Origin of the sequence: Pseudarthrobacter sp. J1763 (assembly GCF_050490295.1) — a bacterium.
Classification (GTDB): domain Bacteria; phylum Actinomycetota; class Actinomycetes; order Actinomycetales; family Micrococcaceae; genus JBNPEO01.
This window is the reverse complement of record NZ_JBNPEN010000003.1, coordinates 56,356-70,256: the sequence shown is the minus strand read 5'-3', so window position 1 is coordinate 70,256 and position 13,901 is coordinate 56,356. Positions and strand designations below refer to the sequence as shown.

The 13,901-nt window shown below is 57.3% G+C and carries 13 protein-coding genes; 6 read left to right on the top strand and 7 right to left on the bottom strand.

Annotated elements, in window-relative coordinates; translation table 11 throughout:
• Window positions 1–14 precede the first annotated feature (14 nt).
• Window positions 15–923 carry a KPN_02809 family neutral zinc metallopeptidase gene (gene ypfJ / locus ACQQCD_RS03880; protein WP_430267091.1) on the top strand — a complete coding sequence of 303 codons (909 nt, stop codon included), beginning with the start codon at window positions 15–17 and terminating at the stop codon, window positions 921–923.
• An 87-nt stretch (window positions 924–1,010) separates the two neighbouring features.
• On the opposite strand, the gene ACQQCD_RS03875 is transcribed toward ypfJ, so the two are convergent.
• The 6 genes from ACQQCD_RS03875 to ACQQCD_RS03850 form a co-directional block, all read right to left on the bottom strand.
• A complete protein-coding gene (locus tag ACQQCD_RS03875; RefSeq protein WP_430267090.1) occupies window positions 1,011–1,343 on the bottom strand; it encodes a metal-sulfur cluster assembly factor in 333 nt (110 codons plus the stop codon).
• A gap of 9 nt (window positions 1,344–1,352) precedes the next feature.
• Window positions 1,353–2,147, bottom strand: coding sequence for a Fe-S cluster assembly ATPase SufC (gene sufC, locus ACQQCD_RS03870; protein WP_430267089.1), 795 nt, complete (start codon window positions 2,145–2,147; stop codon window positions 1,353–1,355).
• A gap of 66 nt (window positions 2,148–2,213) precedes the next feature.
• The gene (locus tag ACQQCD_RS03865) at window positions 2,214–2,570 is read right to left on the bottom strand and encodes a non-heme iron oxygenase ferredoxin subunit (protein ID WP_430267088.1); all 357 of its coding nucleotides are present in this window, start codon (window positions 2,568–2,570) and stop codon (window positions 2,214–2,216) included.
• A 20-nt stretch (window positions 2,571–2,590) separates the two neighbouring features.
• Window positions 2,591–3,913, bottom strand: coding sequence for a Fe-S cluster assembly protein SufD (sufD, locus tag ACQQCD_RS03860; protein WP_430267087.1), 1,323 nt, complete (start codon window positions 3,911–3,913; stop codon window positions 2,591–2,593).
• Window positions 3,914–3,915: 2 nt separating this feature from the next.
• Window positions 3,916–5,379, bottom strand: coding sequence for a Fe-S cluster assembly protein SufB (sufB, locus tag ACQQCD_RS03855; protein WP_430267086.1), 1,464 nt, complete (start codon window positions 5,377–5,379; stop codon window positions 3,916–3,918).
• Window positions 5,379–6,251, bottom strand: coding sequence for a helix-turn-helix transcriptional regulator (locus ACQQCD_RS03850; protein WP_430267085.1), 873 nt, complete (start codon window positions 6,249–6,251; stop codon window positions 5,379–5,381). The genes sufB and ACQQCD_RS03850 overlap by 1 nt, the downstream gene beginning before the upstream one ends.
• A 95-nt stretch (window positions 6,252–6,346) precedes the next feature.
• Here ACQQCD_RS03850 and ACQQCD_RS03845 point away from each other — a divergent pair, with 95 nt between their 5' ends.
• The 3 genes from ACQQCD_RS03845 (at window position 6,347) to ACQQCD_RS03835 (ending at window position 9,095) form a co-directional block, all read left to right on the top strand.
• The gene (locus ACQQCD_RS03845; protein ID WP_430267084.1) at window positions 6,347–7,312 is read left to right on the top strand and encodes an ABC transporter ATP-binding protein; all 966 of its coding nucleotides are present in this window, start codon (window positions 6,347–6,349) and stop codon (window positions 7,310–7,312) included.
• Window positions 7,309–8,085, top strand: a complete 777-nt coding sequence (locus ACQQCD_RS03840) for an ABC transporter permease (RefSeq protein ID WP_430267083.1) — start codon at window positions 7,309–7,311, stop codon at window positions 8,083–8,085. The genes ACQQCD_RS03845 and ACQQCD_RS03840 overlap by 4 nt, the downstream gene beginning before the upstream one ends.
• Window positions 8,086–8,150: 65 nt before the next feature.
• Window positions 8,151–9,095, top strand: coding sequence for a COX15/CtaA family protein (locus tag ACQQCD_RS03835; RefSeq protein WP_430267082.1), 945 nt, complete (start codon window positions 8,151–8,153; stop codon window positions 9,093–9,095).
• Window positions 9,096–9,231: 136 nt separating this feature from the next.
• On the opposite strand, the gene ACQQCD_RS03830 is transcribed toward ACQQCD_RS03835, so the two are convergent.
• Window positions 9,232–10,134: a heme o synthase gene (locus ACQQCD_RS03830; protein WP_430267283.1), complete on the bottom strand. Its 903-nt coding sequence runs from the start codon at window positions 10,132–10,134 to the stop codon at window positions 9,232–9,234.
• Between the two features lie 489 nt (window positions 10,135–10,623).
• On the opposite strand from ACQQCD_RS03830, the gene tkt reads away from it, so the two are divergent.
• Both tkt and tal read left to right on the top strand, forming a co-directional pair.
• Complete coding sequence (tkt, locus tag ACQQCD_RS03825) at window positions 10,624–12,741, top strand: transketolase (RefSeq protein WP_430267081.1); 2,118 nt, start codon at window positions 10,624–10,626, stop codon at window positions 12,739–12,741.
• Between the two features lie 37 nt (window positions 12,742–12,778).
• The gene (gene tal, locus ACQQCD_RS03820; protein WP_430267080.1) at window positions 12,779–13,897 is read left to right on the top strand and encodes a transaldolase; all 1,119 of its coding nucleotides are present in this window, start codon (window positions 12,779–12,781) and stop codon (window positions 13,895–13,897) included.
• Window positions 13,898–13,901: the final 4 nt, after the last annotated feature.

Below are 13,901 nucleotides of genomic sequence, written 5' to 3'. Positions count from 1 at the left end.
GCTATTGTGACTTTATGAGCTTCAATGACGGGGTCCAACTGGACCCAACCCAAGTGGAAGACCGACGCGGTGGTGGTGGCGGCATGGGCCGCGGGACAAAGATCGGCGGTGGCATTGGTGGCGGCATTCTGGTGCTTGTTTTGAGCCTGCTCGGTATTAACCCAGGGCTGCTAGACGGCCTCACTGGTTCTGGCGATTCCGGTCCGGTGGTACAAAACACCGGTGCTGGCAGTACCGCTGAGTGCAAAACCGGCGCCCAAGCCGATCAGCGCGTGGACTGCCGTATCACTGGCACGGTGAACAGCCTCAACGCCTTCTGGCCGGCCTACCTAGCGAAATACAACGTGAAGTACACGCAACCCAAGACAGTGATTTTTGACGGCCAAACCAACACCGGTTGTGGAGCGGCTACCTCAGATGTGGGACCTTTCTACTGCCCCACAGACGTCACTGCGTACTTTGATCCAGGCTTCTTTGACGAATTGGTCACCCGCTTTGGTTCCTCAGGTGGACCATTGGCTCAGGAGTACGTGGTGGCACATGAGTTTGGGCACCACGTCCAGGACATTCTGGGTGACTTGGGCGCGGCCCAGCAGGATCCTCAGGGCGCCCAGTCGGCTGCCGTTCGCACAGAACTCCAAGCAGATTGCTACGCGGGAATCTGGACGCGTTACGCAACCACTCAAAAAGACCCCAATACTGGCACCCCCTATTTGGAAGCGCTCACTAAGCAAGACCTCAACGACGCGCTCTCGGCAGCACAGGCAGTTGGTGACGACCGGATTCAGAAGGCAGCCACCGGCCAAACGAACCCGGAGTCGTGGACACACGGGTCAAGTGCTCAGCGCCAGCGTTGGTATTACCAGGGTTACAGCACTGGCGATATCAACAAGTGCAACACCTTCAGCACCACAACGCTCTAGGCAGGAAACTTAAACAAGTACGACGGCGGCCGGTGACCAAAGAATCTTTGGTCACAGGCCGCCGTCGTACTTTAACGCTGGTGATGCTTAGATGTTGAAGCCGAGGGCCCGCATCTGGTCTTTGCCGTCATCAGTGATCCGCTCCGGACCCCAAGGCGGCATCCATACCCAGTTCAGGCGCCAATCATCCACGATGGATTCAAGGGCCTTACCAACCTGCTCTTCGAGCACATCGGTCAAGGGGCATGCTGCAGTGGTGAGTGTCATGTCGATCAGCAGAGCGCCGTCTTCTTCGGAGTACTTGAGGCCATAGAGAAGGCCCAAGTCCACCACGTTGACACCGAGTTCGGGGTCAATCACGTCCTTTAGCGCTTCTTCAACGTCCTCAAGGGACGTCTGCGCTGCATTGACTTCAGTCATCTCAGTTCCTTAGGCCTGAGCCGCAGCAGCTTCGGGAACGCTCGCAGCGCCGGCACCGGGAAGGTAGCGGTCGTAGCCTTCGTCTTCCAAGCGGTCTGCGAGCTCGGGGCCACCCTGCTCTACAACCTTGCCGTCTACGAATACGTGGACGAACTCGGGCTTGATGTAGCGCAAGATGCGGGTGTAGTGGGTGATGAGCAAGGTGCCCATCTCGCCCTTGGAGTGAGCGCGGTTCACACCCTCCGAGACGATCTTGAGTGCGTCAACGTCCAAGCCAGAGTCAGTCTCGTCCAGAATGGCGAACTTGGGGCCGAAGAGCTCAAGCTGCAAGATCTCAACGCGCTTCTTCTCACCACCGGAGAAACCCTCGTTGACGTTGCGCTGTGCAAAGTCAGCGTCGATGCGCAACTTGTCCATGGCAGCCTTGACGTCCTTGGTCCAGGTACGAAGAGCCGGAGCCGTGCCATCGATAGCAGTCTTGGCGGTGCGCAAAAAGTTGGTCATGGAAACGCCAGGGACCTCAACCGGGTACTGCATGGCGAGGAACAGGCCAGCCCGGGCACGCTCGTCAACGCTCATTGCCAGAACGTCTTCGCCATCCAAAGTGATGGAACCGGAAGTGACGTTATAGCGCGGGTGTCCGGCGATGGTGGATGCCAAGGTGGACTTGCCCGAGCCGTTGGGGCCCATAATTGCGTGGGTTTCGCCCGTGTTGATGACGAGGCTAACGCCCTTGAGGATTTCTTTGGTGCCCTGCTCGACGTCAATGCTGACGTGCAGGTCCTTGATTTCAAGAGTAGACATGCTGTTCTTTCTTCTGGGTCAGTCGAAAAATATTGAAAACTTGGTGATCGCCTCTTCGGCGGTCACCTAGAAGTTCGTGAGCGGTGCGCCGTTGAGGACACTTGTAACGTCCACGTACACCTCGTCGTCGAGAATTTCGACGGCGAAAACAGGAACCGGATCATAGGCAGGAAGTTGCAGCGGAGCACCGCTTCGCAGATCGAACTGTGAACCGTGGCCCCAGCATTCAATCGTGCAACCTTCAACTTCACCCTCGGAGAGCGAAACATCTGCGTGCGAGCAAGTGTCGCCGATGGCATGGATCTGGCCCATGGAATCTTTGACGATTGCTACCGGGAAGTCATTGATCAGGATGCGCAACGCTTGCTTTACCTGAATCTCGCTTGCCTTGCAGACCAACTCACCGCTTGGCTTTTCGCCCATAATCGCAGTCCTTGCCTGTTCTAGTTTTCGCTTGCGGCGAGTTCGCGCTCTACGGCTTCGGTGAGTCGTTCTTCAAGCGCCGGGACGTGGATCTGCTGAATGATCTCGTTCAAGAAGCCGCGTACCACCAAGCGGCGTGCAACTTCCTCAGAGATACCGCGAGCCATGAGGTAGAACAAGTGCTCGTCGTCGAACCGACCGGTTGCACTTGCGTGTCCGGCACCTTCAATGAGACCCGTCTCAATTTCAAGGTTAGGTACCGAATCGGCGCGCGCCCCATCCGTCAGGACCAGGTTACGGTTTGCCTCGTAAGTATCAGTGCCTTCAGCTTCCTTACGGATGAGCACGTCGCCAACCCATACGGTGTGGGCGTTACGGCCCTGAAGAGCACCCTTGTACAAAACGTTGGACTTGCAGTTAGCCACTGCGTGATCAACGAACAAACGCTGTTCCAAGTGCTGGCCAGCATCAGCAAAGTACAGCCCGAAGAGCTGTGCCTCTGCGCCAGTACCAGTGAAACGAGCTGAAGGAGTCAGGCGAACCAGATCGCCGCCCAAGCTCACCACAATGTGCTTGAACTTGGCATCACGGCCTAGCTTGGCCTGCTGCGAAGACGCGTGAACAGCATCGTCTTCCCATTCCTGCAAGGAAATGACGGTCAGATCTGCACCGTCCTTAACCAGAATTTCCACGTTCTCGGACAAAACTGCCGAGCCATGGTGTTCAAGAACGATGGTGGCCTTGGAGAACTGCTCAGCAACAATCAGCAGGTGCGAAGCCGCGGGGTCAGTGCCGGCACCGGTAACCACCACGGAGACCTCGCCGCTGGCGACGTGCTCTTTAGGGATGGTGATGACGGTTGCCTGAGCGAAGTTTTCCCACGCATTGGCTGAGACACGGTCCTCCGGGATTGCCGCTGATCCAATGCGAGCGTCCGTGCGGTCAACCGTTTCCACGATGACACCCTCGGGTGCTGTTACCTCAACAACAGGTGCAGCACCTGTCAAAGCATCAGTGTGCAAACCACGCAGACGCTTCAACGGTGTAAAGCGCCAGTCTTCTTCCATACCAGTCAACGCCTTGAAGTCGTTGAGCTTGTAGGACGTCAGGCGGCCAGCGCGTGAGCTGTCCGGGATTCCAACGCCGCCACCGTGGGAGTGGCTCTTAGACGATGCGCCACCTAGAGGGCCTGCCACGGGGGCATTAGCCGCCGGTGCCGAAGCGTCCGCAGATTTGTCCACGTTGATCGGAGAAAGGCTCTCGCCTTCTTCGGTAAAACCGTCAATAAACGGCTGTGCTGAGGGGGCGCCGATGCGCGCCTTTTCTGTAGTGATTTCAGTCATCGCTAACCGACGGATCCTTCCATCTGAAGTTCAATGAGGCGGTTGAGCTCAAGGGCATACTCCATAGGCAGCTCACGAGCGATTGGCTCAATGAATCCACGTACGATCATGGCCATGGCCTCGTCCTCGGGCATACCGCGGGACATCAGGTAGAACAACTGCTCTTCACTGACGCGAGAAACTGTCGCCTCGTGGCCCATAACTACATCGTCTTCGCGAATGTCGATGTAGGGGTAGGTGTCAGAGCGAGAGATGGTGTCCACCAAGAGTGCGTCACAGCGGACGGTGTTTGCTGAGTGCTTGGCACCTTCGCGAACCTGAACCAAACCGCGGTAAGCAGCTCGGCCGCCACCGCGGGCTACCGACTTGGAAACGATCGAGCTCTTGGTATTCGGTGCAATGTGGACCATCTTGGAGCCCGTGTCCTGGTGTTGGCCTTCACCGGCGAATGCGATGGACAGGGTTTCACCCTTGGCGTGCTCGCCTACCAAGTAAACAGCCGGGTACTTCATGGTGACCTTGGAACCGATGTTTCCATCGATCCATTCCATGGTGGCGCCTTCTTCACAGATAGCACGCTTGGTTACCAGGTTGTACACGTTGTTAGACCAGTTCTGGATGGTTGTGTAGCGGACGCGTGCGCCCTTCTTCACAATGATTTCCACCACTGCAGAGTGCAACGAGTCCGAGGTGTAAATCGGAGCCGTGCAACCTTCAATGTAGTGAACGTAAGAGTCCTCATCAGCAATGATGAGCGTGCGTTCGAACTGTCCCATGTTTTCCGTGTTGATACGGAAGTACGCCTGCAGAGGGATGTCTACGTGTACGCCCTTAGGTACGTAGACAAAGGATCCGCCGGACCACACCGCGGTGTTGAGCGAAGCAAACTTGTTATCGCCTACCGGAATGACAGTGCCGAAGTACTCCTGGAAGATCTCCGGGTGTTCCTTCAACGCGGTATCGGTGTCCAAGAAGATAACACCCTGCTGTTCCAGATCTTCGCGAATCTGGTGGTAAACCACTTCAGACTCGTACTGTGCTGCAACACCAGAAACCAAACGGCTACGCTCAGCTTCCGGGATACCCAGCTTCTCGTAGGTGTTCCGGATGTCCTCAGGCAAGTCTTCCCATGTGGCTGCCTGCTTCTCGGTGGAGCGCACAAAGTACTTGATGTTGTCGAAGTCGATGCCGGAAAGGTCCGCACCCCAAGTGGGCATGGGCTTACGGTCGAAGTACTTCAAACCCTTGAGTCGCAGATCGAGCATCCACTGAGGCTCGCTCTTTTTGGACGAGATGTCCTTGACGACTTCGTCGCTAAGTCCACGCCGCGCGTTAGCACCGGCGTCGTTCTTATCGGCCCAGCCGTACTCGTAGGTTCCAATACCGTTTAGTTCGGGATTCTTCTCGAGAATCTCCGAAATCACCGTACCTTCCGCCACTGCTTTCTCTGCTAGTTGGTCCGTCATCACGGCCTTTCTTGCTGATGATTACTTACCTGATTAATCGCCGGGGACTGAAGCAGCACAGCTTGTTGCGCTCCTACAGGCCTTCCGGTGGGTATGTGGGTGGTGCAGACGTGTCCGCCACCGGCCAATGTTGAAAGCCGACGAACATCTACACCCACGAGTCTTGCGAACACTTCCGTTTCTTTGTCGCAAAAAATGGGGAACTCAGCGGCCAGTTGCTGCACTGGGCAGTGTCCCTGGCATAGTTGCTCCGCCGCCAAAGCGGCCGGCAATGAACCGTTAGCGCCGATGCTGGTGGTGGAGGCTACAAAACCGTCGCCGTTAAGTGCTACAGCGAGTGCCTTGGCGCGGTCTCCGACTTCGCTTCCAGCAGCCTCCACGATGGGACGGTACCGCTCTTCCATTGCGGCGAAGCGCTCTTCTGCGAAGGCTTCAACAGCAGCTGGACCAGAGAGCTCGGCAAGGCGCTTGAGCGCAGTGCGGGCAATGTCCAAGTAGTCATCACCAAGGCCTGACTGGCCTTGCTGGCTCAAAACATAGTGCCGTGCGGGGCGCCCGGCTCGTGTGCCAACACGGGAACGGCCGGAAGTCTTCACTTCAATAACGCCAGCCCTAGACAAGTGGTCTAAGTGGCGGCGAACAGCTGCGGGTGTGAAACCCAAGCGACGGCCAAGTTCGGCCGCGGTCACTGGACCATGTTCAAGAACAGCGATTCTGACCCGGTCTCTGGTCCGCTCCTCGGAGCTGGTGCGGTCCTCAGAGTCAGCTGACTCGGCGCCATATGGAGCGCTGGCTGCTAAGCCGGCGCCCGCAGGGGCACTCAATTCAGGATCTACGGCAAGCGCAGATGCGGACTTCTTCACAGAATACACAACACAAGCATGTCCTAATTTAGTCCCGAACTCCAGTAAGGCTTGGCTGTGTAAGCGGTAAGGGGCACCACTACTACATCGCGTAGAATGTTTCTGTGGATTCTGAGGCCCCTCCCGTGCTTATTATCGACTCGCTCATTAAGGACGTTGGCCCGGTTCCCGCCCTCGATTCCAAAATGATGCGCGTGGTCGCTGGCTTGTCTATGCAAGCTCGCGCAGGTGAAGTAACGGCTCTACTTGGCGCCAATGGCGCGGGCAAAACAACCACCCTTGAATGCGCGCAAGGCCTGCAAAAACGTACCGGTGGCACCATCACTGTGTTGGGACAAGACCCAGACACTGCCGGTGCCGAGTTGCGCGCCCGGATTGGTGTGATGCTTCAGGATGGTGGTCTCCCGCCAGCTGCGCACCCCATTCCACTCTTGCGTCACATCGCCTCGATGTACACCAACCCGTGGCCGGTTGAAGATCTTGTAGAACGCCTTGGTATCAACGACTTCGCCCGAAGCAGCGTTCGCAGGCTTTCTGGCGGGCAGAAACAGCGCTTGGCCCTAGCAGCTGCGCTTGTTGGCCGTCCTGAACTGCTGTTCCTTGATGAGCCGAGCGCAGGGCTAGACCCACAATCACGCCAACTAGTTTTTGAACTGATCCGCGAGCTGCGGGATTCCGGCATGGGCATTGTCCTGACCACCCACTTAATGGATGACGCACAACGTCTGGCTGACTACGTGTACATTGTGGATGCTGGCCGGATCGTTGCCGAAGGCACTGTTTCCGAACTGCTCGCTCGTCAAGAAACAGGCCCAGGCTCCAGCACATCCCACCGGAGCTTGGAGTTTGCAGCGCCGCCGGCCATGGACTTCAGCACAGTTACGCGCCCAGACATTGGGCTGCAAGAAACCCGCCCAGGACACTACCTAGTTCGAGGCGAATTAACTCCCGCGGATTTGCTGCGCCTTGCAGAAGCGTGGGCCGCAGCAGGGGTTATGCCTACTTCCATTCGCTTAGACGCACGTGATCTTGAAGACGTGTTCCTCGATATCTCCGGGAAGAAATCATGAGCCTTACTTCGGCACCTTTAGGCACTAGTATCCAGACTCCGGCACCTCTGCCCGTCAGGATTTTGCGCCAAGGACTGTACGAAACCTCAACCATGCTCCGCAATGGTGAGCAATTGGTGCTTGCCGTTGTGATGCCGCTCTTGGCACTCTTCGCCTTGGTATTTACCCCCCTCCTGGACAACGTGGGTGTAGCTCGTGTGGATGTTGCCGTTCCTGGCATCTTGGCTCTGTGTGCGCTATCCACGGCCTTCACCGGGCAAGGAATCGCCACCGGTTTTGACCGGCGTTACGGCGTATTGCGGTTTCTCTCCACCACACCATTAGGCCGCCTTGGCTTAATGTGCGGAAAGATCCTTGCAGTCCTCGCGGTGCTTGCCCTGCAAGTCATCATCATTGGCCTTTGTGGTGCACTGATGGGCTGGCACCCCAACGGTTGGGGCTTGCTGATCGGCATCCCCGTTCTAGTGCTCGGCGCTGCTGCATTCACAGCCCTAGGGCTGTTGGTCGCCGGTACAGTGCGGCCCGAAGCAACACTGGCCATCACCAACCTCCTCTGGATCCTGCTGGGAGCCATGGGCGGAATGATTGTTCCCGGCAGCCATCTGCCTGGCCTGCTCGGCGCAATGGTGCCATTTTTACCCTCCGGCGCTTTGGGCGACGCCTTGCGTGACGCACTTTTGCACGGTTCCCTCAACGTCGGCGCCGTCGTCGTACTGCTCCTCTGGACAGTCGGCGCTGGAATCGCGGCAGCCAAATGGTTCAAATGGAACTAGACATTATGTGACCTTCGGAATTTCCCAGCTCAGTTCATCAGCGGTACGAAAAACTAGAAGTACAGGTGACCATCATTTCTCCCCAGCCCACCCTCGGTCAGAAGATTTCCTCAAGACTGCCTCGTGAAGTGAACACCACGGTGCGCCGGCTTTCGGTGTTGTCCTTGATTGGGCAAACCGTACTCATTGGCACTGGTGGTGCTGTGCGTCTGACGTCATCCGGTCTTGGTTGCCCCACCTGGCCACGATGCACCGACGGTTCGCTTGTAAACACCCCAGAAAGCGGTATTCACGGTGTTATCGAATTCGGCAACCGGACACTCACCTTTGTGTTGGCACTTATTGCCGGGCTCATGCTTGTTTATTTATGGAATCTTCGCAAAGAACGCAAAGACCTGTTTTTGCTGGCCGTTGGACTGCTGGCGAGCATCCCTGCCCAAGCGATCATTGGCGGTATCACTGTCCTCACTGGTCTAAACCCGTGGATCGTCGGGCTGCACTTTTTGGTCTCCATGGCCTTAGTAGTATTCGCAACGCTGCTGGTCAACCGCACTTACGGTAGAACCGGACAGGCAATGAATCGCAGACTCACGGCCGTCCCAGCAGTCATGGCACCGTTGATGCGAGTAGTGGCGGGATTCTCGGCGCTTGCGGTGATCCTCGGTGTTGTTGTTACGGGTGCCGGCCCGCACGCTGGTGACGCGAATGCGCCACGCAACGGCCTGGACTGGGACCTGGTGAGCCACTTCCACGCAGTTCCTGCATACGTGATCACCGCCGGAACACTGTTTGCCTTTTACGTGGTGCTCCGCCGTGGGATTCGCGGAGAGTTCCGCACCTCGGTGTTGCTGCTTCTTGTGGTCACCGTTCTTCAAGCCGTTATCGGATTCACGCAGTACTTCAATGGGATTCCGGCGTTATTGGTGGGTATACACATGGTGTGCGCAGCGCTGCTGATGGCTGCAGCGACCAATACCGCCGACATAGCCCGCCATAGCCCCAAGAGCTAAAATCTCCCGATGCGAAAAAGACTTTGGGTCCCCAGCCAGTGGCTGGGGACCCAAAGTCTTTTTGTTGTTCTTAGTACGGCGCGTGTACTGGAACGTCAGGTTGCTCTTGACTTGCTGGTCTGCCGGAACAGTTTGGCTAGTGAGAGACTATTGCTGAACCAATAAAGGGATCCACAGCGAGTGCAATAAACAGCAAGGTCAAGTAGCTAATAGAACCGTGGAAGACCTTCATAGCCTTCTTGTTCTCGATATCTTCACGCTGTGCACGGGCGTAGAGCGCATGCGACTCGTACAGGAACCAGGCGCCGGCACCAAGCGCCACGATTGTGTAAACCCAGCCCGCCCCACCTACCGGGATCATCAAGAGCGAGCAAGCCACCATGGCCCACGCGTAGAGAACCACCTGAACGGACACAACCTTTGCCCCGGCAATGGCGCCCAGCATCGGAACCTGAGCGTTGCGGTAGTCCTCGCCGTAACGCATGGACAGCGGCCAGTAGTGCGGCGGGGTCCAGAGAAAAATCACCATAAACAGTACGAAGGCGGGCCATTCCACGGTGTTGGTGACGGCAGCCCAAGCGATCAAAACTGGGAAACAACCCGCGGCGCCGCCCCACACAATGTTTTGGGCTGTGCGGCGCTTAAGAATCAGCGTGTAGATGACTACGTAGAAGAAGATAGCTGCTACGCCCAGAAGCGCGGCGAGCGGGTTGGCCCCGAACCAGAGGATGGCGATAGCTGCTATGCCCAGCGCCCAAGAGAAAATGAGGGCCTCGCGAGGCGTGACTTCGCCGGTGACCAACGGCCGGTTTTCTGTGCGGTGCATCAACTTGTCAATGTCGCGGTCAATGTAGCAATTGAATGCTCCGGCGCTGCCAGCAGCAAATGCCCCACCAACAAGGGTTGCCAAAATGAGCCCAATCGAGGGGAAGCCTCGCTGTGCATAAATCATGGTCGGCAAGGTACTAACCAGCAGTAACTCAATAACCCGGGGCTTGGTGAGCGCAAAATACGCGCGGACCTTTCGTCCCACAGACATTCCAGCAGAGACAGGGGCGACGCCGGCAGGCGTCTTAGTGGCACTCACTGTGGTTCTCACTCAGTTCTACGTCAAGAGGTTGGCGGCGCAGACCGCAGCCTTAAATATCATACCGCGCGCACTCTTGGGGGAAAGATTTCAAAACCTCACAGTCCCTGTTTGAAAGTGGTGAGATCTTTGGAATATCGCCGATAGTGAACGTTTCACCAGCACTTTTTACTTCATACTGGCGAATTTTCGTCCAACTGCTGGAATACACGATGTGCGCTTCTAATGTGTAGGGGTAAGCTGAATTGCAGAACAGCAGGCGGCATCCTATTCGACTCGCGAGTTGAAGGTTCTGGTGCCCGCCCTGGTCAACGATCAACGATTCAATGGTGAACGGCTGTCACGCGCCCAAAGCGGGACGCAGTGCCGAGTTCATACCTCGGTGTAGCGAGAATGTGGCAGTCCGTCAGCACAGAGAGGGGCTCGGTTTACGTGCCACACATGCAAGAGCAGGAATTGAACTGGACAGATCTGGACCAGCGCGCGGTTGACACCGTTCGCGTTCTGGCCGCGGACGCGGTTGAAAAGGTTGGCAACGGCCACCCAGGTACCGCAATGAGCTTGGCCCCGGCCGCTTACCTGCTGTTCCAGAAGTTCATGCGCCACGATCCTAAGAACCCGGATTGGTTGGGCCGTGACCGCTTTATCCTCTCCCCCGGTCACACGTCACTGACGCTCTACATTCAGCTTTTCCTCTCCGGATACGGTTTGGAGCTCAAGGACCTTGAAGCACTGCGTACTTGGGGCTCATTGACCCCCGGACACCCCGAATACAAGCACACTGCAGGTGTAGAGATCACCACCGGTCCCTTGGGCCAAGGCTTGGCTTCCTCGGTTGGGTTCGCATACTCGCAGCGCCGTATGCGCGGCCTCTACGACGCAGACGCAGCTGAAGGAACCAGCCCCTTTGATCACACCATCTGGGTTATCGCCTCTGACGGAGACCTTCAGGAAGGCGTCACCTCTGAAGCCTCCTCGCTCGCTGGTCACCAGCAATTGGGCAACCTCGTAGTGATCTACGACGAGAACCACATCTCGATCGAAGACGACACTGACATTGCCTTCACCGAAGACGTACTCAAGCGCTACGAAGCCTACGGCTGGCACACTCAGCGCGTGGACTGGACCCGCACCGGAGAGTACGTCGAAGACGTACAGGAATTGCACGCAGCTCTCGCCGCAGCAAAGGCTGAGACCACCAAGCCGTCCATCATTTCCCTGCGCACCATCATCGGCTGGCCTGCACCGAAGAAGCAGAACACCGGCAAGATTCACGGTTCGGCACTTGGTGCTGACGAAGTAGCCGGGCTGAAGACGGTGCTTGGCTTTGACCCGGAGAAGTCCTTCGACGTTGACCCGGCAGTCCTGGACCACACCCGCCAGGCAATCGCTCGCGGTGCGGAACAACACGCCGAATGGGACAAGTCCTTCGAAGCATGGAAGAGCTCCAACCCTGAAGGCGCCGCACTGCTTGAGCGCACCAAGGCCCACGAGCTCCCGGCCGAACTCGATGCCGCTTTGCCGGTCTTCGAAGCTGGCAAGGAAGTTTCCACTCGTGCCGCTTCAGGAAAGGTCCTTAACGCCATCGGCCCGGTACTCCCCGAGCTTTGGGGCGGTTCCGCTGACCTTGCAGAGTCCAACAACACCACTATTGAAGGATCAGCCTCCTTCATTCCGGTGTCCCGTCAGACGGATGCATGGTCCGGTAACCCGTACGGCCGTGTGCTGCACTTTGGTATTCGCGAGCACGCAGCAGCTTCCATCGTCAACGGCATCAGCTTGCACGGTGACACTCGCGCGTTCTCTGGCACCTTCTTGATCTTCTCTGACTACCAGCGCCCGGCTATCCGCCTCGGCGCGTTGATGGGGATCGGATCCCTGTACGTATGGACCCACGACTCCATCGGTTTGGGTGAAGACGGACCCACACACCAGCCGGTAGAACAGTTGGCGTCGCTGCGCGCAATCCCAGGTCTCGACGTCGTCCGTCCGGGTGATGCCAACGAGGTTTCGGTAGCGTGGAAGACCATGCTGGAGAACCACTCCAACCCTGCTGGCATCGTCTTGACGCGTCAGAACATCCCCACGTATGCACGTGGTGAAGGTGTTGCCGACGGCGAGACCTTCGGGTCCGCAGCCGGAACCGCAAAGGGAGCTTACGTTCTTGCCGAGGCAACTCGCGACGGCGCGAACGTCACCCCTGACGTCATCCTTTTGGGTACCGGTTCTGAAGTGCAGCTTGCCGTACAGGCTCGCGAAGCATTGGCTTCTGAAGGTATTGCAGCCCGTGTTGTTTCAGTTCCGTGTGTTGAGTGGTTCCAGAAGCAGGACGAGGCTTACCGCGAGTCGGTATTGCCCGCAGCAGTGCGTGCCCGCGTCTCGGTAGAGGCCGGACTGGCATTGGGCTGGAAGGAATTTGTAGGCGACGCTGGACGTTCCATTTCTCTGGAGCACTTCGGTGCTTCGGCGGACTACAAGCGACTCTTCCAAGAGTTTGGTATCACGGCTGAAGCCGTTGCTGCCGCCGCTAAAGACTCCATCGCCGCAGCCAACGCGTAATTCGCCACGAGATTTACAGCAGATAAAGAGGAGAAAAATGACTAGCACTCCAACCCAGCAGCTTTCTGACGCCGGGGTTTCAATTTGGCTCGACGACCTTTCCCGCCAGCGCCTGACCTCCGGCAGCTTGAAGAAACTCATCGAGGAAAAGAACGTCGTTGGTGTGACCACCAACCCGAGTATTTTCCAGGCTGCCATCAGCAAGGGCGAAGACTACGCAACTCAGATCACTGAGCTTGCCAAGGCTGGCGCCGACGTCGAGAAGGCGATTTTCGAAATTACGACGGCGGATGTCGCCGAGGCTTGTGAGCTCTTCGCCCCGATCTACTCGGCTACCGACGGTGTTGACGGCCGCGTGTCCATCGAAGTTGATCCGCGCAAGGCGTGGGACACCGCTGGCACCATCAAGGAAGCCAAGGAATTGTTCGAGAAGGTTGGTCAGGAAAACGTCCTGATCAAGATTCCGGCAACCCTCGAAGGCCTCGAAGCCATCACGGCTACTTTGGCGGAGGGCATCAGCGTGAACGTGACGTTGATCTTCTCGCTCGAGCGCTACCGTGCAGTTATCAACGCTTTCCAGCTTGGTTTGGAGCAGGCAAAGGAAAACGGTAAGGACCTGAGCAAAATTCACTCGGTCGCTTCGTTCTTTGTTTCTCGCGTTGACACCGAGATCGACAAGCGTCTCGATGCACTGGGCACCCCTGCAGCACTTGCTCTCAAGGGCAAGGCCGGCGTTGCTAATGCTCGCTTGGCTTACCAGGTTTACCAGGAGCTCTTCGCAACCGAGCGTTGGAGCGTTTTGGCCAACGCTGGCGCACGCGAACAGCGTCCGCTGTGGGCATCCACCGGTGTGAAGGATCCGGCTTACCCGGACACCTTGTACGTCACGGAACTTGTTGCAGCAGGTGTTGTAAACACCATGCCGGAAAAGACCTTGGACGCTACTTTTGATCACGCAGCCGTCACTGGCGACACGATCACTCGCGGCTACGACGACGCCAACGCTACGTTGAATGCTCTTGAAGAGTTGGGCATTTCTTACAACGAGGTTGTGGCTTTGCTAGAGACCGAGGGCTTGGACAAGTTTGTGGCCAGCTGGAAGGAACTGCTGGCCGACGTTGATTCGGTCCTAGCAGACGCACGGAAGGACGCTTAAGCAT

Bases quoted from the DNA above. Each gene is read 5' to 3' on its own strand.
- ypfJ (WP_430267091.1), top strand. From the start codon at position 15: ATGAGCTTCAATGACGGGGTCCAACTGGACCCAACCCAAGTGGAAGAC.
- ACQQCD_RS03875 (WP_430267090.1), bottom strand. From the start codon at position 1,343: ATGACTGAAGTCAATGCAGCGCAGACGTCCCTTGAGGACGTTGAAGAA.
- sufC (WP_430267089.1), bottom strand. From the start codon at position 2,147: ATGTCTACTCTTGAAATCAAGGACCTGCACGTCAGCATTGACGTCGAG.
- ACQQCD_RS03865 (WP_430267088.1), bottom strand. From the start codon at position 2,570: ATGGGCGAAAAGCCAAGCGGTGAGTTGGTCTGCAAGGCAAGCGAGATT.
- sufD (WP_430267087.1), bottom strand. From the start codon at position 3,913: ATGACTGAAATCACTACAGAAAAGGCGCGCATCGGCGCCCCCTCAGCA.
- sufB (WP_430267086.1), bottom strand. From the start codon at position 5,379: ATGACGGACCAACTAGCAGAGAAAGCAGTGGCGGAAGGTACGGTGATT.
- ACQQCD_RS03840 (WP_430267083.1), top strand. From the start codon at position 7,309: ATGAGCCTTACTTCGGCACCTTTAGGCACTAGTATCCAGACTCCGGCA.
- ACQQCD_RS03830 (WP_430267283.1), bottom strand. From the start codon at position 10,134: ATGTCTGTGGGACGAAAGGTCCGCGCGTATTTTGCGCTCACCAAGCCC.
- tkt (WP_430267081.1), top strand. From the start codon at position 10,624: ATGCAAGAGCAGGAATTGAACTGGACAGATCTGGACCAGCGCGCGGTT.
- tal (WP_430267080.1), top strand. From the start codon at position 12,779: ATGACTAGCACTCCAACCCAGCAGCTTTCTGACGCCGGGGTTTCAATT.